The organism is Demequina litoralis, from assembly GCF_030418455.1.
In the GTDB taxonomy this organism is placed as follows: domain Bacteria; phylum Actinomycetota; class Actinomycetes; order Actinomycetales; family Demequinaceae; genus Demequina; species Demequina litoralis.
Genome location: NZ_JAUHPW010000003.1, coordinates 145,519 through 162,495 on the forward strand (window position 1 = coordinate 145,519; position 16,977 = coordinate 162,495).

Consider the following 16,977-nt stretch of genomic DNA (forward strand, 5'->3'; position numbering starts at 1 on the left):
TGGGGGAGGGCCTGGGCCGGGCTCTCAGGAGGCTCCCTTACCATTGCTGCATGCCTCGGTCCTCCTCGCGCCCCCGCACGAAGGTGACGTTCGTCCAGCTGCTCACCGCGCTGTCCCTGTTCGTCGCCCTGTCGATCATGGGCGGCTTCCTGGTCGCCGGACTCGCTCTACCTGCGGTGACGGTCGCGGGCTCGGCCGCCAGCGGCTCCGCCGAGCTGTTCGAGGAGCTCCCCGAGGAGCTGTCCGCGGTCACGCTGCCGCAGCAGTCCAACATCTACGACCGCACCGGCAAGCACCTGCTGGCGACGTTCTACGAGCAGAACCGCGTCGTGGTGCCGCTCGAGGACATCTCGCCGTGGCTGCAGAACGCGGTGGTATCGATCGAGGACAAGCGCTTCTGGCTCCACCACGGCGTCGACGGCGAGGGTCTCCTGCGCGCGGCCTACGTCAACCTCACGTCGCCGGACTCGCCCGGCGCCTCGACCCTCACGCAGCAGCTGGTGAAGAACACCCTGCTGCAGAAGGCCGTCCTGTCCGACGACGAGGACGCCATGGACGCGGCGACCGAGGTGTCGCTGTCGCGCAAGATCCGCGAGTGGCGCCTCGCGCTGGCGCTCGAGGAGAACCTCGACCGCGAGTACGGCGTCGAGTGCGACGAGACGAACCCCAAGGTCGACTGCGGCAAGGAGCAGGTGCTCGAGCAGTACCTCAACATCGCCCAGTTCGGCGCGAACACGTACGGCGCGGAGGCCGCGTCGCAGCTGTACTTCTCGAAGTCGGCGAAGAAGCTCAACGCGATCGAGGCGGCGACCATCGCCGGCATCACGCAGAACCCCTCGAAGTGGGACCCGATCCGCTACCCGGAGAACGCCAAGGCCCGCCGCGACACCGTGCTGTTCCAGATGTACCAGCAGGAGTTCATCACCGCGGAGGAGTACGACGAGTACAGCTCGACCCCGGTCGAGGACACCCTCAAGGTGTCGAACCCCAAGTTCTCGTGCGTGGCCGCCCAGGATGCGCCGTTCTTCTGCGACTACGTGACGAAGATCATCCGCCGCGACGACGTCTTCAACCAGGAGGGCGCGGAGCTCACCGGCGCCGAGCTGCTGAGCCGAGGCGGCCTCGACGTCATCACGACGCTGGACCTCACGAAGCAGAAGGCCGCGAACCAGGCGCTCGCGGACGCGCTGCCCGCCGACGACCCGAGCGGCTGGGCCATGGCCCTGGTCTCGCTCGACCCGGACACGGGCCAGATCGTCGCGATGGCGCAGTCGAAGACGTTCGACCCGTCGGCCGAGGAGGAGGGGTCGACCGCGATCAACTACTCGGTCGACCGCGAGTGGGGAGGCTCCCGAGGCTTCTCCCCGGGCTCGACGTTCAAGCCGATCATCCTCACCGAGTGGCTCGAGAGCGGCCACTCCCTCATGCAGAACGTCAGCGGCGCGCAGAAGGCCTACACGGGCGATTCGTGGAACGCCTCGTGCCTGGGCAACCCGATGTTCTACTACGGCACCTGGTCGCCCGGCAACGTCGAGAACGCCTTCACCTACACGCAGACCGTGCTCAAGGCGACGGCCAACTCGGTCAACACCGCGTACGTCAACATGGCGAACCAGCTGGACCTGTGCGACATCCGTGACACCGCCGAGAAGCTCGGCTTCCAGCGTGCCGACGGCAACGAGATCGAGGTGGTCCCGTCGATCGCGCTGGGTACCCAGAACGCGTCGCCGCTGACCATGGCGCAGGTCGCGCAGGTCTACGCGAACGAGGGCGTGCGCTGCGACCCGATCGCGCTGCTGTCGGTGACCGACGCCAACGGCAAGGAGCTCGACGTGCCCCCGCAGAACTGCGAGCGCGTGATCGACAAGGAGATCGCCGACGGCGTCGTGTACGCGATGCAGGAGGTCATGAAGAGCGGCTCCGGCAAGTACGTGAACCTCGCCGACGGCCGCGCCGCGGCGGGCAAGACCGGTACCGCGAACAACAACACCCACACGTGGTTCATGGGCTACACGCCCAACCTCGTGGCGACGGTGTGGCTGGGCAACCCGAACGAGGACGAGCCGGGCCAGGGCATCACGCTCAACGGCACGTACTACTCGTACCTCTACGGCTCGTCGCTGGCGGCGCCCACGTGGAAGGCGTACATGGACGTCGCGACCGCGGACCTGCCGGCCGAGGGCTTCGACGACGCCGGCACCGACGTCCTCTACGGCAAGCCGGTCCCCGTGCCGTCGATCATCGGCATGACGCCGGACGAGGCGAGCGGCGTGGTGTCGGCGGCGGGCTTCCGCCTCGCCGACTCGGGCAACGAGGTCTACTCGACCGAGTACGCGCCCGGCACCATCGTGTCCCAGTCGCCGAGCGCCTACTACAAGCAGGTCCCCGGCTCCACGGTGAGCTACTCGGTCGCGACGGATCAGGCGCCCGAGCCCGAGGAATCGGACGACGACAACAACAACCGCAACAACGACAACAACAACAACGACAGCAACAACAACCGCGGACGGGGCAACTGATCGTGGCGCGACGCGCGGCGGTCGCCCTGGCCGCGGTGGCGGGCGCCGGCCTGGCCTGGTCCCTCGCCGAGGCGCGCGCGTACACGCTGCGCCGCGTCGAGGTGCCGATCCTGCCGCCCGGCAGCCGACCCGTGCGGCTCCTGCACCTGTCCGACCTGCACCTCACGCCGGCGCAGCGCGGCAAGGTCGCGTGGCTGCGCCGCCTGGCGCAGGAGCGCGTCGACGCGGTCATCACCACCGGGGACAACCTCGCGCACCCCGGTGCGGTCCCGACCGTCCTCGAAGCCCTCGAGCCGCTGCTGGCCAAGCCCGGGGCGTTCGTGTTCGGCTCGAACGACTACCACGGCCCCCTGCCCAAGAACCCGCTCGCGTACTTCGCGGGTCCGTCACGGCTCCAGGAGCGCCAGGCGCAGCTCCCCACGGAGGAGCTGCGCGCAGGACTCGCCGCGGGCGGCTGGGTGGACCTCAACAACGCGCGCGGGTCGCTCGCGGCGGCGGGCTCGGTGCTCGACCTCGTGGGCGTCGACGACCCGCACATCGGGCTCGACGTCATGCCCTCGCCTGCCGAGCGTGTCGAGGGCGCCGCGGCCCGCATCGGCGTCGCGCACGCGCCCTACACGCGCGTGCTGGACGGGATGGCGGCGGACGGCGCGGAGCTCATCCTCGCGGGGCACACGCACGGAGGCCAGGTCTGCGTGCCGTTCTACGGCGCGCTCGTCACCAACTGCGACCTCGACACGAGCCGCGCGAGCGGGCTCCACGGCTGGCCGGGCGTCCGCCCGGACTCCGGGGGCGCGGGCGCCTACGTGCACGTCTCCGCGGGCCTGGGCACGTCGCCGTACACGCCGATCCGCTTCGCGTGCCGGCCCGAGGCGACGATCCTCACGCTCGTGCCGCGGGGCTGACGCGCGACCTCGCGGGAGCGGGAGGGGGCCGATTTCGTGTTTCGGCCCCGAGTCCGATATTCTTAGCGGGCTCAAAAACCGGGGTGTGGCGCAGCTTGGTAGCGCGCCTCGTTCGGGACGAGGAGGCCGCAGGTTCAAATCCTGTCACCCCGACGGTTGAGAGAAGGGCCGGATCCGCATGGATCCGGCCCTTCTTGCGTCCGCGGGGACGATGCGGCGGCAGGCTCGCCCCGGCGGAGTCGTCGGCGGCCGGGCGCGCTCCCGACGAGAGCGCTCTCGCGTCGGCTGCCCGCGTCGGGCTATTTGCCACTTGACCAGGAATAACGCCTTTACAGAAGTGTGACCTCCGCTTCGTTGTGCGTTCGCTGAATCGGCGTACGGTGAGCGTGATGCCACCTGCACGTCGTGGTAGGCATCCGGGGGCAACGACGCCCCACCTGGGGAAGGGGTATCGACGTGAAGCGATCCACACTCATCTCGGCGGGGGCGCTCTTCGCGGCCTCCGCCCTCGTGCTCGCCGGCTGCTCGAGCGGCGACGACTCGGGCGACGGCTCCAGCATGGAGCCCTCCGACGACGGTGCGATGGCCGAGGGCGGCCGCGCCTGCGTCATCCTGCCGGACGCCGCATCGTCCCCCCGCTGGGAGAACGGCGACCGTCCCGCGCTCGACGAGGCCATCACGGCGGCCGGGTTCGAGGCGGACATCCAGAACGCCCAGGGCGACACCGCCAAGTACTCGACCATCGCGGACCAGATGCTCACCCAGGGGTGCGGCGTCATGATCCTCGTCGACTACAACGGCGCGGCCGTCACGATCACCGAGAACGCCCAGGCGCAGGGGATCCCCGTGATCGCCTACGACCGGCCGATCGCGGGCGCCGACTACTACGTGTCGTTCGACAACTTCCAGGTCGGCGAGCTCGAGGGCCAGTCCGTGGTCGACGGGCTCGAGGCCAGCGGGGTGGACCCGGCCGAGGCGGTCGTGGTCTACATCGGCGGCGACCCGGCCGACGGCAACGCGGCGATGTTCCACGACGGCGCGGTGTCCGTGATGGAGGCCGCCGGTATCGAGCCCGCGGCGGAGCCGCCGGGCAAGTGGGACGGCGAGTACTCGGCGACCCAGTTCGAGCAGGCGCTCACCGACCTCGGCGGCGAGGTCGACGCCGTGTGGGCGGCCAACGACACGAACGCCGCCGGCGTCATCACCGTCCTCGACAAGAACGGTCTGACGGTGCCGGTGTCCGGTCAGGACGCCTCCGTGGCGGGCCTGCAGAACGTGCTGCTCGGCAAGCAGGCGGCCACCGTCTACAAGCCGTACCAGCTCGAGGCCGCGACGGCCGCGGACCTGGCGGTGTCGCTGCTCAACGGCGAGTCGCCGGAGGCGCCGTCGGCGCTCGACGACGGCACGCCGTTCTTCGCCGAGACTCCGATCCTCGTGGGGCCGGAGGAGGTCCAGCAGGTCATCGACGACGGCAACGCGTCGTACGACGAGATCTGCACGGGCGAGGTCGCTGCGAAGTGCGAGGAGTACGGGATCGAGGCTGCCGCCTAGCCACCCGACGGACGGGAGGGTCCCGCATCGTCCCGATGCGGGACCCTCCCCCCACCCACCTATCGCGACACGTGGATCCGGGAGGTCCAGATGAGCCAGCCCATCGTCGAGCTGCGCGGCGTCACCAAGAGCTTCGGCCCCGTCGAGGTCCTCAAGGGCGTCGACCTCACCGCGGAGGCGGGTCGCGTGACCGCCCTGGTGGGGGACAACGGCGCCGGCAAGTCGACCCTCATCAAGGGCCTCGCCGGCGTGCAGCCGTACGACGGCGGGGAGGTCCTCTTCGCGGGCGAGGCCGTGTCGCTGCACCACCCTCGCGAGGCCGCGCGGCTGGGCATCGAGGTCGTGTACCAGGACCTCGCGCTGTGCGACAACCTCGACATCGTCCAGAACATGTTCCTCGGCCGCGAGGAGATGGCGACCGGCACGTTCGACGAGGGTCGCATGGAGGCCGAGGCCGCGCGCGCCCTGCAGACGCTGTCGGTGAAGACCGTGAAGTCGCTCCGTCAGAAGGTCGCGTCGCTGTCGGGCGGACAGCGCCAGACGGTGGCGATCGCGCGCTCCGTGGTCAAGCAGGCCAAGGTGGTGATCCTCGACGAGCCGACGGCCGCGCTCGGCGTCGCTCAGACCGCCCAGGTGCTCGACCTGGTGCGGCGGCTCGCGGACAGCGGCGTCGCAGTCATCATCATCTCCCACAACCTCCAGGACGTGTTCGCGGTCGCGGACGACATCAACGTCCTCTACCTCGGCACCATGACCGCCCGGATCCAGGCGAAGGACACGAGCCCCGACGACGTCGTCGGCTACATCACCGGCACCAAGACCATGACGGAGGTCCAGGCGTGAGCACCGAGATCGAGAGCGAGGGGCCGGCGATCGAGGTCGACAAGGAGGCGCCGAGCCTCCTGGGCAAGGGCGCGCACGGCGGCGTGCGCGACGCGATGGCGGCCTACCTGCGCCGCGTGCGCGGCGGCGACATGGGCCCGCTGCCCGCGGTCGGCGGCCTCGTCGTGCTCGTCGTCATCTTCGCCTCCGCCAACCCGCTGTTCCTCACCGAGCGCAACATCGCCAACCTCTTCACGCAGGCCGCGCCGCTCGTGACGCTCGGCATGGCGCTCGTGTTCGTGCTGCTTCTCGGGGAGATCGACCTGTCCGCCGGAGTGACGTTCGGCGTCGCGATGGGCGTGTTCGTCAAGCTCACGCAGCCGGGGGGCATGCCATGGCCGCTCGCGGTGCTCGTCGCGCTCGGCATCGGCTTCGTCGTGGGCGCCTCGATCGGCTTCTTCGTGGCGCGCATCGGCGTCCCGTCGTTCGTGGTGTCCCTGGGCCTGTTCCTGGGCCTCCAGGGCGTCATGCTCGTCATCATCGGCGCGGGCGGCACGTACCGGCTCATCCCGGCGCCCATCAAGGCGATCCAGAACCGCAACCTGCCGCCGTGGGCGGGCTGGCTCATGCTCGGCCTGATCCTCGCCGTCCTGCTCGGCGTCGCGCTGGTGGACCGGCAGCGCCGCGCGGCGTCGGGCGCGCCCAACCCGCCGGTGAGCATCATGGCGGCCAAGCTCGGCGTCATCGCGGTGCTCGGCGCCGGCCTCGTCTTCTACCTCAACCAGAACCGCGGCACCGCCGCCCGCACGCTCGAGGGCATCCCCATCGTCGTGCCGGTCGTGCTCGTCATCCTCATGATCGGCACGTACGTCCTCGACCGCACGCGCTTCGGGCGCTACATCTACGCGATCGGCGGCAACGCGGAGGCCGCGCGCCGCGCGGGCGTCAACGTTCCCCTCATCAAGTGGTCCGCGTTCGTGGTGTGCTCGATGCTCGCCGTCGTGGCCGGCTTCTTCTTCATCTCCCGCGTGGGCTCGGCCGACGCGTCGACCGGGCGGGAGATCGTGCTGTCCGGCGTCGCGGCGGCGGTGGTCGGCGGCGTCAGCCTCTTCGGCGGCCGAGGCCGGCTGGTGCACGCGGTGATCGGCGCGACGGTGATCGCGGTCATCACCAACGGGCTGGGCCTGCTCGGCTTCTCCGCGGGGGCCAACCTCGCGGTGTCGGGCGGCGTGCTCGTGCTGGCGGCCACGGTGGACGCCCTCGCCAGGAAGAGGTCCGGGGCCATCGGGGTCTAGCCGGGCGGCCGCCCGGCGTGCGGGTCTCCGGAGGCTCGTCGCGCCCGGTCCCGGCGCATCGTCCCCGTGCCCGGGCGGGCTTCGCGCGCTAGCGTGAACCAGGGATGTTGCCGATGCGGGAGGGTCGCTGATGGACACCTTGCTGGCCGCGCTGCCGATCGTGGTGGTGCTCGTGCTCATGATCGGCCTCAAGTGGTCGGCGGTGTGGGCGGGCGTGTCCGCGGCGATCGTCGCGATCGTCATCGCGCTCACCACGTTCTCGTTCGGCACCGGCGACGCCTTCGGGCGCTTCGAGGGCGTCAGCGGCGTGGTGGTCAGCGCCGCCTGGACCGCGATGACGGTGATGCTCATCATCGGCCCCGCGCTCGGCATCCACCATCTTCAACAGCGCACCGGGGCGACGTCCGCCATCGAGGCCGGGCTGGCGCGCATCACGCCGGATCCGCGCGTGGCGGCCCTGCTCATCGCGTGGTTCTTCACGCTGCTCATCGAGGGCGCGGCCGGCTTCGGCACGCCCGTCGCGCTGTCGGCACCCTTCCTCGTCGCCGCGGGCTTCAAGCCGGTGACCGCGGTCGTCGCGGCCATGGCGGGCAACGTCGCCGCGGTGCCCTTCGGCGCGGTCGGCACGCCCACGCTGGCGCAGGACGCGATCGTCGACTACGCGGCGGTGGACCTGTCCTGGGCGGTGTCGCCGTACATGGTGGTGACGGGCGTCGTGCTGGCCTTCACGGTCGCGCGGCTGGTCGGGACGCTCATCCCCACGGCCGGGCCGCCGTGGAAGTGGATGGCGGTGGCGTACGTCGCGTTCTTCGCGCCGTACCTGCTCATCGCGCGGTTCGTCGGGCCCGAGCTGCCGTCCCTGGTCGGATCGATCGTGGGCGCGGGCCTGTTCATCGTGCTCGTGCGAGCCGTGGTGATGCGCCGGGCGCGCGCCCACGCCCTGCTGTCACCGGCCGAGGAGGAGGCGGAGCGGGAGGTCGAGCACGCCGCCGACGAGGCCGAGGCCAGCGAGGCCCACCACATGGGCATGGCGGCGGCGACGGCGCCCTACGCCATCCTCGTGGTGCTGGTGCTCCTCACCCGCCTGGTGCCGCCCGTCAAGGAGGCGTCCCAGTCGTGGAACGTCACGTGGAGCCTGTTCGACGGCAGCTTCGGCGACGGCATCCAGCCGCTCTACCATCCGGGGCCGCTGCTGCTCGTGGCGTTCCTGGGCGGCGCGCTGTGGCAGCGCGCCTCGCGGGCCGAGGTGGGCGGGGCGTTCACCGTGGCGACCAGGCAGGTGGTCCCGGTGTTCTTCGCGCTGGTGGCGATGGTCACGGTGGCGTACACGATGTCCGACTCGGGCATGACGACCCAGCTCGCCGTCGCGGCCGCGGGCACGGGCGCGGTGTGGCCGGTGCTGTCGCCCTTCGTGGGGGCGCTGGGCACGTTCATGACCGGCTCCGCGACGTCCTCGAACATCCTCTTCACGGACTTCCAGGACCTCACCGCGACCGAGGCGTCGCTGTCGCCGCTGCCGCTCATCGGCGCCCAGAACGCGGGCGCCGCGATCGGCAACATGATCTGCCCCCACAACATCATCGCGGCCGCCGCGACGGTGGGACTCGCCGGTCGCGAGGGCGAGCTGCTCAAGGGCACGCTGCCCGTCGCGATGATCACGCTCGTGATGACCGGCGGGATGGCGCTGCTGCTCGCGTAGGCGCCCGACGCATCGTCCCCGGCCGTCCCGGTGGTACCAAACGGGACGACCAGGGCCGAAGTCGTAGCGATTGGTACCACCAGGCACGTGTGGCAGGGCGCCGCGGGGAAGGCGCGAGGGCCGGCCTCCACGCGGGAGACCGGCCCTCGGGACGGACGATGCGGCGGTCGCCTATGCGGCGGCCTTGAGCTTCGCGGCGACCAGCTCCGCGATCTGCACGGCGTTGAGCGCCGCGCCCTTGCGCAGGTTGTCGCCCGACACGAACAGCACGAGCCCGCGCGTGCCCTCGAGCGACCGGTCCTGGCGGATGCGGCCCACGAGCGACACGTCGCCGCCGGCGGCCGCGAGCGGGGTCGGCACCTCGGCCACCTGGACGCCCGGCGCGGAGCCGAGGATCTCGTACGCGTCCTCGGGCGTGATGCCCCGCTCGAACTCCGCGTTGATCGACAGCGAGTGGCCAGTGAACACGGGCACGCGCACGCACGTGCCGGACACCATCAGCTCAGGCAGGCCCAGGATCTTGCGGGACTCGTTGCGGAGCTTCTGCTCCTCGTCGGTCTCGTTCGAGCCGTCGTCGACCACGGAGCCCGCCATGGGCACCACGTTGAACGCGATCGGCGCGACGTACTTGACCGGCGCGGGGAACTCGACCGCGGAGCCGTCGTGGGCGAGCAGGTCGGCCTCGTCGACCACCGCGCGCGCCTGCGAGTGCAGCTCCTCGACGCCTGCGAGGCCCGAGCCCGACACCGCCTGGTACGAGCACACGACCATGCGCTCGAGGCCCGCGGCCTCGTGCAGCGGCTTGAGCACCGGCATCGCGGCCATCGTGGTGCAGTTGGGGTTCGCGACGATGCCCTTGGGGATGTCGTCCAGCGCCTCGGGGTTGACCTCGGAGACGACCAGCGGCACCTCGGGGTCCTTGCGCCAGGCCGACGAGTTGTCGATGACGATCGCGCCCGCCGCGGCGAACCTGGGCGCGTACTCCTTCGACGCGCCGCCGCCGGCCGAGAACAGCGCGATGTCGATGCCCGCGTAGTCGCCGGACGCGACGTCCTCGACCACGATCTCCTGGCCGAGGTGGCCGAGCACCTTGCCCGCCGAGCGCGCGGACGCGAAGAAGCGCACCGTCGCCTCGGGGAAGCGCTCCGCGACCAGCTCGCGCATGACGGCGCCCACCTGACCGGTGGCGCCCACGACAGCAATCTGCAGGCTCATCGTCCCGTCCCTCCGTACACCACGGCCTCGCCCTCGGTGGAGTCGAGGTCGAACGCCGTGTGAACCGCCTTGACCGCCTTCTCGAGGTCCACGTCGCGCGTGACCACGGAGATGCGGATGTCCGAGGTGGTGATCATCTCGATGTTGACGCCCGCGTCGCGCAGCGCCGCGAAGAACTTCGCGGACACGCCCGAGCTGGAGCGCATGCCGGCACCGATGAGCGAGACCTTGCCGATCGACTCGTCGGTGGTGAGCTCGGCGTAGCCGATGGCCTCGTGGTCCGCCTCGATCGCCGCGAGGGCCGAGGGCACCGAGGCGCCGGGGAGCGTGAAGGAGATGTCCGTGACGCCCGTGTTCGTCGCCGACACGTTCTGGACGATCATGTCGATGTTGACGTCGGCGCGCGCGACGGCCTCGAAGAGGCGCGCGGCGGATCCGGGCACGTCCGGGACGCCCGTGACGGTGATCTTCGCCTCGGACCGGTCGTGCGCGACTCCCGCGATGATCGGGTCTTCCATCTCGTCTCCTTCTTCAGTCTCCCCCACGACCCACGTCCCCTCCAGGCCGGAGAAGGACGAGCGCACGTGGATGGGCACGTTGAACCGGCGCGCGTACTCGACGCAGCGGGGCATGAGCACCTTCGCGCCGGAGGCGGCCATGTCGAGCATCTCCTCGTAGGTGATGCGCGCGAGCTTGCGGGCGGCGGGGACGATGCGCGGGTCGGCGGAGAACACGCCGTCGACGTCCGTGTAGATCTCGCACACGTCCGCGCCGAGCGCCGCCGCGAGGGCGACCGCGGTGGTGTCCGAGCCGCCGCGGCCGAGCGTGGTGACGTCCTGCGTCTCCTGGTTGAGGCCCTGGAAGCCGGCGACGATCGCGACCTTGCCCTGCTGGAGGGCGCGCTGGAGGCGGCCGGGCGCGACGTCGATGATGCGCGCGCGGCCGTGGTGCTCGGTGGTGATGACGCCCGCCTGCGGGCCGGTGAAGGCCTGCGCGGGCACGCCCTCGGAGTCGATCGCCATCGCGAGCAGCGCCATCGAGATGCGCTCGCCCGCGGTGAGCAGGATGTCCATCTCGCGAGGGTCGGGGGAGCCGGTGACCTCGTTGGCGAGGTCGATGAGCTCGTCCGTCGTGTCACCCATCGCGGACACCGTGACGACGACGTCGTTGCCCTCCCGCACCGTGTCCGCCACGCGACGCGCGACGCGCTTGAGCGCCGCGGCGTCGGAGACCGACGATCCGCCGTACTTCTGCACCACAAGGGACATGCAAGACTCCAGGAGGAAGGGGGGTCCGTGACCGCAGGGCGGACACGGTGTCTCATTCTAGGGGCACGCGCGCGTCCCGCGCGGGCCACCGGTCCGGGGCACGATGCGCGCGCTGCCGCGGCGTCGCATCGTGCGGACCTACTGTGGTCGTGTGAGCACCGTCGCCCCCGTGGTCTGGACCTCCGCCGGCGCCGTAAGCGGCGCGTGGCGCGCGCATCGTTCCGCCGACGGCTCCACGAGCCGTGCCGCGATCTTCCTGGGCATCCCGTACGCCGAGCCGCCGGTCGGCGAGCGGCGCTTCCTCGCCCCGGTGCCCCGCGGGCCGTGGGAAGGGGTGAGGCCCGCGACGCTGCACGGGGCCACCCCGCAACGGCGGTCGCCGTGGCCCGACGCCTTCGTCCCCGAGCCGTCCATCCCCGGCGACGACCTGCTCACCCTGGATGTCGGCACGCCCGACCCGTCGCCGGACGCCGGGATGCCGGTCCTCGTGTACCTCCACGGCGGCGGCTTCGTCGCGGGCTCGCATGCGAGCCCCTGGTACGGCGGGCAGGCCTTCCACCGTGACGGCGTCGTCACCGTGACGCCGTCCTACCGTCTCGGCTTCGACGGCTTCGGATGGATCGACGGCGCGCCCCTCAACCGGGGCGTCCTCGACTGGCTCCTCGCGCTCGCGTGGGTCCACGAGAACATCCGCGCGTTCGGCGGCGACCCGGCCAAGGTCACCATCGCGGGCCAGTCCGCGGGCGGCGCGGCGGTCATGCGGCTGCTCACCATGCCCGCCGCGCAGGGCCTGTTCCGTGCCGTGCTGGCGCTGTCGCCCGCGGACACGCCGGTCCGCGCGGAGCGTGCCCGCGCGGTCACGGTCGCCGGCGCCGCGAGGTTGGGGATCGCTCCCGACCTCGACGGCCTGCGCTCCCTCACGGAGGCGCAGGTGCTCGACGCGCAGTCGTTCGAAGAGCCGACGCCCGAGGGGCAGGACCCGCTCGCGGGGACCTTCGGCGACGACCTGGTGCTGTCGCCGGTGATCGACGGGGACCTCGTCCCGGCCCGCATCGACGAGGCGATCGCCGCGGGCGTGGGCGCAGGCGTCGCGCTCCTGGTGGGGGCGACGGCGCACGAGTTCGACCTCGCGCTCGCCGATGCGCCGGCCGCGCTCGTCGCCGGCGACCCGCACGAGATCCTCGCGCGGCAGGGGGTGCCCGCGGGCCTGCACGACGAGCTGCTCGCCCGAGTGCCCGGAGCCGACGGCCGCAGGGCCGCGGGGCAGGCGGTCACCCAGGCGGTCTTCCGCCGCCACGTGGGCCGGTGGGCGGGCCTGCGGGCCCGCGGCGGCGCGTCCCCGCGCACCTGGGCGTACGACTTCCGATGGGCGAGCCCCGTCGACGGGATCGCGGGCCACTGCCTCGACCTCCCCTTCGGCTTCGACATCCTCCGCGACCCGACCGCCGTGCGTCGTGCGGGTACCGACGCGCCCCAGGAGATTGCGGACGCGGTGCACGGCGACTGGCTCGCCCTCATCCGCGACGGACGCGTGGACGCGACGGTGCACGCGGAGGGACGCGCGACCATCGTCTACGGCGAGCCGGTGCGGGACGTGCGGCCGGGGTACGCGTTCGAGGAGCGGCTCGCGGTCGCGACCTCCGCCGCGGGGGTGGACGATGCGGCGGAGGACCCCGTGGTGGAAGGCGAGGGCGGCGGGGCGGCCGAGGACGCCCCGGCGACGTCCGCCTGAGCGCCGTCAGGCGGAGCGCGTCTGCGCGATCCAGCGCTTGAGGTGCGCGCCTTCGCGCTCGAGCGGCGCGGGGTCGTCGAGCGCATGGGTGAGCGCGGCCGCTCCCTGGATCCCGGTGAAGAGGTGGGTGGCGCGTGCCCGTGCGGCGGCGGGGGCGAAGCCCAGCGCCTCGAACTGCGCGGTCACCCAGCCGATCAGCATCGTCGGCACGGACGCCGCCGCGGCCTCCATGGCGGCGTCCTCGCGTCGCAGGTCGAGGCTCAGCGTGGCGACGGGGCATCCGTGCGCCCGGTACATCGCGACGTCGCCGAGGTGGTGGTCGACGTAGGAGACGAGGCGCGCGCGCGGGTCAGGGTCCTCGTCCCAGCGGTCGAGCAGGTCGCGGTACCGCGCGTGCTGGGCGTCGACCACCGCGCGGGCGATGTCGTCCCTGGTCCGGAAGTAGTAGTAGACGCTGCCCGGCGCGACGCCCGCCTCGTCCGCGATGGCGCCGATGGTGGCGCCCGCGAGGCCCCGGGCGTGGGCGAGGGTCGCGGCGGCCGCGGTGAGCCGTTCGCGCTTGTCGCTCGGTGGACGCGGCATGGACGCTCCCCTAGTTGATAGTCAGCAACCTAACTATGAATAGCCCAGGGGTCAAGAGCGGAGGCGGACGGCGCGGCGAGGGTGGTGCGGGCGGAGCGGCGCCGTCTCGCGCGGCGGGAAGGAGGCCGCTTGGCGAACGGCAGAGCTTCCAGGGGAGATATCAGGGGTGTCCCTGAGGGTCCGCGGACCTTCCATGTGGGAGTGTGAGCACACGGCGCGCGGCGAGGGGCCCGTGGCGGAGGGAATCTGGGGGATGTCCCATGACGGCGACAGACACGGCGGTGGACACCGCCGCGGTCAGCGCGCGCGGCGTGGCCCGGGCGTTCGGATCGGTGCAGGCGGTGGCCGATGCGACGCTCGAGGTGCGGCCGGGCACGGTGACCGCGCTCATCGGGCCGAACGGCTGCGGCAAGACCACGCTCATGCTCATGCTCGCGGGCCTGCTGCGGCCCGACGCCGGCGAGATCCGCGTCGCGGGAGCCGACCCGCGGCACGACTCGGCCGCGGTGCGCGCCGCGATCGGGTGGATGCCCGACCAGCTGGGGTCCTGGGACAACCTCACCTGCCTGCAGACGCTCACGCTCATGGGCCGCGGCTACCGGCTGCACAAGCACGAGGCGCGCGAACGCGGCGCCGGGCTGCTCGACATGGTCCACCTGTCCGAGTTCGCGGACCGGCCCACGCGCGTGCTGTCGCGCGGGCAGAAGCAGCGGCTGTCGCTGGCGCGGGCGCTGATGAACGACCCGCAGGTGCTGCTGCTCGACGAGCCTGCCAACGGCCTCGACCCGCGCTCGCGCGTCGAGCTGCGCACGCTCGTGAGGGAGCTCGCCGCCGACGGCAAGGCCGTGCTGGTCTCCAGCCACGTGCTCGCCGAGCTCGACGAGATGGTCGACGACGCGATCTTCATGTCGAAGGGACGCACCCTGGGCGACGAGGCCGCCGAGAAGGTCGCCGACGCCAAGCGCCGCTACCGGGTCGCGACTCTGGACGATGCGGCGCTCAAGGAGGTGCTCGTCGAGGGAGGGGTGCCGTTCGACGACGAGCCGTCGGGCGTGGTCGTCCGGGTCGGCAGCGAGGAGGAGGCCTTCCAGGCCCTCGCGTGGCTGATGTCCCGCGGGGTGCGGGTGCACCGCTTCGGTCCCGCGGGCAGCGCCCTCGAGCAGACCTACATGGCGATGGAGGAGGAGCGGCGATGACGCTGATCGACGACAAGCCGGCGCCCGCCGAGGCGCCGGAGCCCGCGGGCGCATCGTCCGCCCGCCCGTCCATCAAGGGCAACCCGTGGCTGCCCACGCCGCGAGGCGTGTGGCTCGTGACCGGCATCGAGCTCCGCCGTCGACGGCCCACCGTCAAGGGGTGGGTCTTCTACGGCCTGCTGGTCGCGGCGATCCTCGGACTCGGGATCCTCGTCGCCGCGGTCTCGCCCGAGGAGAAGACCTCGACGCCGCTGGAGATGGTCCTGGTCCTCGTCCTCGGGGCGGGCATGCTCATCGCACCGTCCCTCGCGGCGACCTCGATCAACGGCGACTCGTCCGAGGGTGTCCTCGCGCCGCTCCAGATGACCCGCCTCACCGCCGGCGACCTGGCGCTCGGCAAGCTGCTGTCCTCGTGGTTCATCGCGTTCGCGGTCCTGCTCACGACGACGCCGCTGCTCGTGTACGCGTTCTCCCGCTCGGGCTGGCACTGGGACGAGCTGCTCACCGTGCTCGGCGCGATCCTCCTCGTGGTCCTCACGTCGACGGCCATCGGGCTCGCGTGGTCGGCCATCGCGGCCCGCGCGGTGGCGTCCGTGTCGCTCGCCCACCTCACCACGGGCTTCCTGCTCCTGGGGACCCTGCTGACCTTCGTCTTCGTGCAGCCGCTCGTTTCCGAGGACGTGGCGAACACCTATGCGTATCCGGACTACGAGCAGATGACGCCCGAGCAGCAGCAGGCGCTCGACCACGCGTACGAGACGGGCGACTTCTCGGAGCTCGACGTCGCGTCGCTCGCCTGCATCGAGGAGACCAGCACCTACGGGGTCCCGCATACCGAGCGCATCGCGTGGATCGTGCTCGCCAACCCGGTGGTGATGATCGGCGAGGTGTCGCCCATCGTGAGCCCCCTCACGTACGAGGAGGACGGCCGCGCAGCGCCCGGCATGTTCGCGGCGATGCACAGCAGCGTGAGCGGATGGCGCATCGGCCCCGACGAGGAGCAGCTCACGGGCGACTCCTACGACGAGTGCGCGAACCTCGAGGCGCTCGCGGCGGGCCAGGACCCGTACGCCGACGAGCAGTACTCCGACGAGGAGTGGCAGGCGCAGTGGGAGGCCGAGCAGGAGCGGAGCGCGACCTACGACCGGGCGCCCTGGATCGGCCTCGGCGTCGAGGCCGCGCTGCTGCTCGGCTCGGTGTGGATCGTGGTGGCCCGCCTGCGCGTGCCGTACAAGAAGCTGCGCGCGGGCTCCCGGGTGGCCTGACCCTCAGCCCTCGCGGGTGCCTATCCACGCGCGTGGGGCGCCCCTCCACACCACGGAACCAGGCCATCCTCCTTGACCAGGGACGATGCGGAGGCCGGGTTCGATGCGGGTCGAATCGGCCCCGGTTGGTGTGGAGAGGTGCCCGGGCGGCAGGGTCAGCTGACCTTGCGGCGGCCCTCGAAGGCGCGGCCGAGCGTGACCTCGTCGGCGTACTCGAGGTCGCCGCCGACGGGCAGCCCCGAGGCCAGCCGCGAGACCGTCACGCCCATCGGAACGAGCATGCGGGTGAGGTAGGTCGCGGTGGCCTCGCCCTCGATGTTGGGGTCGGTCGCGATGATGACCTCCTCGACCTTGCCGTCGCCGAGTCGGGTGAGGAGCTCGCGGATGCGGAGGTCGTCGGGGCCGACGCCGTTCATCGGATCGATCGCGCCGCCGAGCACGTGGTAGCGGCCGCGGAACTCGCGCGTGCGTTCGATGACGACGACGTCCTTGGGCTCCTCGACGACGCACAGGAGGTCCTCGGCGCGGCGCGGGTCCGTGCAGATGCGGCACTGCTCCGATTCGGCGACGTTGCCGCAGACGGTGCAGAAGCGCACCTTCTCCTTGACCGTGGTGATCGCCTCGGCGAGGCGGCGCACGTCCGACGGGTCCGCCTGGAGGATGTGGAACGCGATGCGCTGGGCGCTCTTGGGTCCGATGCCCGGGAGGTGCCCGAGCTCGTCGATGAGGTCCTGAACCGCGCCGTCGTACATGGGGACAAGCGTAGGCCCGGGCGGGGACGTCGACGGTCAGCCGCGGCTCGCGGGTGCGCGCAACCGGCGTACGGATCCGCGGTCGATCCGCCGCACCGGGCGCGACACGGTCTGAGCCGGCGCTCGTACGCCGGTCGCGGCGGAGCCGGTGGGGTCGGGCCCTCGCCGTGGCGGCG

At 71.9% G+C, this 16,977-nt stretch carries 13 protein-coding genes and 1 tRNA gene; 10 read left to right on the plus strand and 4 right to left on the minus strand.

Annotated features, from left to right (window positions below):
• Positions 1 to 50: 50 nt before the first annotated feature.
• From QQX09_RS05155 to QQX09_RS05185, 7 genes are all read left to right on the plus strand, one after another.
• Positions 51 to 2,519 carry a penicillin-binding protein gene (locus QQX09_RS05155; RefSeq protein WP_301131695.1) on the plus strand — a complete coding sequence of 823 codons (2,469 nt, stop codon included), beginning with the start codon at positions 51 to 53 and terminating at the stop codon, positions 2,517 to 2,519.
• Positions 2,516 to 3,424: a metallophosphoesterase gene (locus tag QQX09_RS05160; RefSeq protein ID WP_301131833.1), complete on the plus strand. Its 909-nt coding sequence runs from the start codon at positions 2,516 to 2,518 to the stop codon at positions 3,422 to 3,424. The genes QQX09_RS05155 and QQX09_RS05160 overlap by 4 nt, the downstream gene beginning before the upstream one ends.
• 79 nt (positions 3,425 to 3,503) lie before the next feature.
• Positions 3,504 to 3,577 (plus strand) — tRNA-Pro (locus tag QQX09_RS05165).
• 303 nt (positions 3,578 to 3,880) lie between these two features.
• The gene (locus tag QQX09_RS05170; protein ID WP_301131696.1) at positions 3,881 to 4,975 is read left to right on the plus strand and encodes a sugar ABC transporter substrate-binding protein; all 1,095 of its coding nucleotides are present in this window, start codon (positions 3,881 to 3,883) and stop codon (positions 4,973 to 4,975) included.
• A gap of 90 nt (positions 4,976 to 5,065) precedes the next feature.
• A complete protein-coding gene (locus tag QQX09_RS05175; protein ID WP_301131697.1) occupies positions 5,066 to 5,818 on the plus strand; it encodes an ATP-binding cassette domain-containing protein in 753 nt (250 codons plus the stop codon).
• On the plus strand, positions 5,815 to 7,092 hold the full coding sequence (locus tag QQX09_RS05180) for a sugar ABC transporter permease (RefSeq protein WP_301131698.1): 1,278 nt from the start codon (positions 5,815 to 5,817) through the stop codon (positions 7,090 to 7,092). The genes QQX09_RS05175 and QQX09_RS05180 overlap by 4 nt, the downstream gene beginning before the upstream one ends.
• A 130-nt stretch (positions 7,093 to 7,222) precedes the next feature.
• Positions 7,223 to 8,791 carry an L-lactate permease gene (locus tag QQX09_RS05185; RefSeq protein WP_301131699.1) on the plus strand — a complete coding sequence of 523 codons (1,569 nt, stop codon included), beginning with the start codon at positions 7,223 to 7,225 and terminating at the stop codon, positions 8,789 to 8,791.
• Positions 8,792 to 8,962: 171 nt separating this feature from the next.
• Here QQX09_RS05185 and QQX09_RS05190 read toward each other — a convergent pair whose 3' ends face one another.
• Both QQX09_RS05190 and QQX09_RS05195 read right to left on the minus strand, forming a co-directional pair.
• Positions 8,963 to 10,006 carry an aspartate-semialdehyde dehydrogenase gene (locus QQX09_RS05190; protein ID WP_301131700.1) on the minus strand — a complete coding sequence of 348 codons (1,044 nt, stop codon included), beginning with the start codon at positions 10,004 to 10,006 and terminating at the stop codon, positions 8,963 to 8,965.
• Positions 10,003 to 11,274 (minus strand): aspartate kinase, encoded by a 1,272-nt coding sequence (locus tag QQX09_RS05195; protein ID WP_301131701.1) that lies wholly within the window; start codon positions 11,272 to 11,274, stop codon positions 10,003 to 10,005. Before QQX09_RS05195 ends, QQX09_RS05190 begins: the two co-directional genes overlap by 4 nt.
• Before the next feature lie 151 nt (positions 11,275 to 11,425).
• On the opposite strand from QQX09_RS05195, the gene QQX09_RS05200 reads away from it, so the two are divergent.
• Positions 11,426 to 13,006, plus strand: coding sequence for a carboxylesterase/lipase family protein (locus QQX09_RS05200; protein ID WP_301131702.1), 1,581 nt, complete (start codon positions 11,426 to 11,428; stop codon positions 13,004 to 13,006).
• 6 nt (positions 13,007 to 13,012) lie between these two features.
• On the opposite strand, the gene QQX09_RS05205 is transcribed toward QQX09_RS05200, so the two are convergent.
• On the minus strand, positions 13,013 to 13,588 hold the full coding sequence (locus QQX09_RS05205; protein WP_301131703.1) for a TetR/AcrR family transcriptional regulator: 576 nt from the start codon (positions 13,586 to 13,588) through the stop codon (positions 13,013 to 13,015).
• 260 nt (positions 13,589 to 13,848) lie between these two features.
• On the opposite strand from QQX09_RS05205, the gene QQX09_RS05210 reads away from it, so the two are divergent.
• On the plus strand, positions 13,849 to 14,784 hold the full coding sequence (locus QQX09_RS05210; protein WP_301131704.1) for an ABC transporter ATP-binding protein: 936 nt from the start codon (positions 13,849 to 13,851) through the stop codon (positions 14,782 to 14,784).
• Positions 14,781 to 16,049: an ABC transporter permease gene (locus QQX09_RS05215; RefSeq protein WP_301131705.1), complete on the plus strand. Its 1,269-nt coding sequence runs from the start codon at positions 14,781 to 14,783 to the stop codon at positions 16,047 to 16,049. The genes QQX09_RS05210 and QQX09_RS05215 overlap by 4 nt, the downstream gene beginning before the upstream one ends.
• A 155-nt stretch (positions 16,050 to 16,204) precedes the next feature.
• On the opposite strand, the gene recR is transcribed toward QQX09_RS05215, so the two are convergent.
• On the minus strand, positions 16,205 to 16,801 hold the full coding sequence (gene recR, locus QQX09_RS05220) for a recombination mediator RecR (protein ID WP_301131706.1): 597 nt from the start codon (positions 16,799 to 16,801) through the stop codon (positions 16,205 to 16,207).
• Positions 16,802 to 16,977 lie beyond the last annotated feature (176 nt).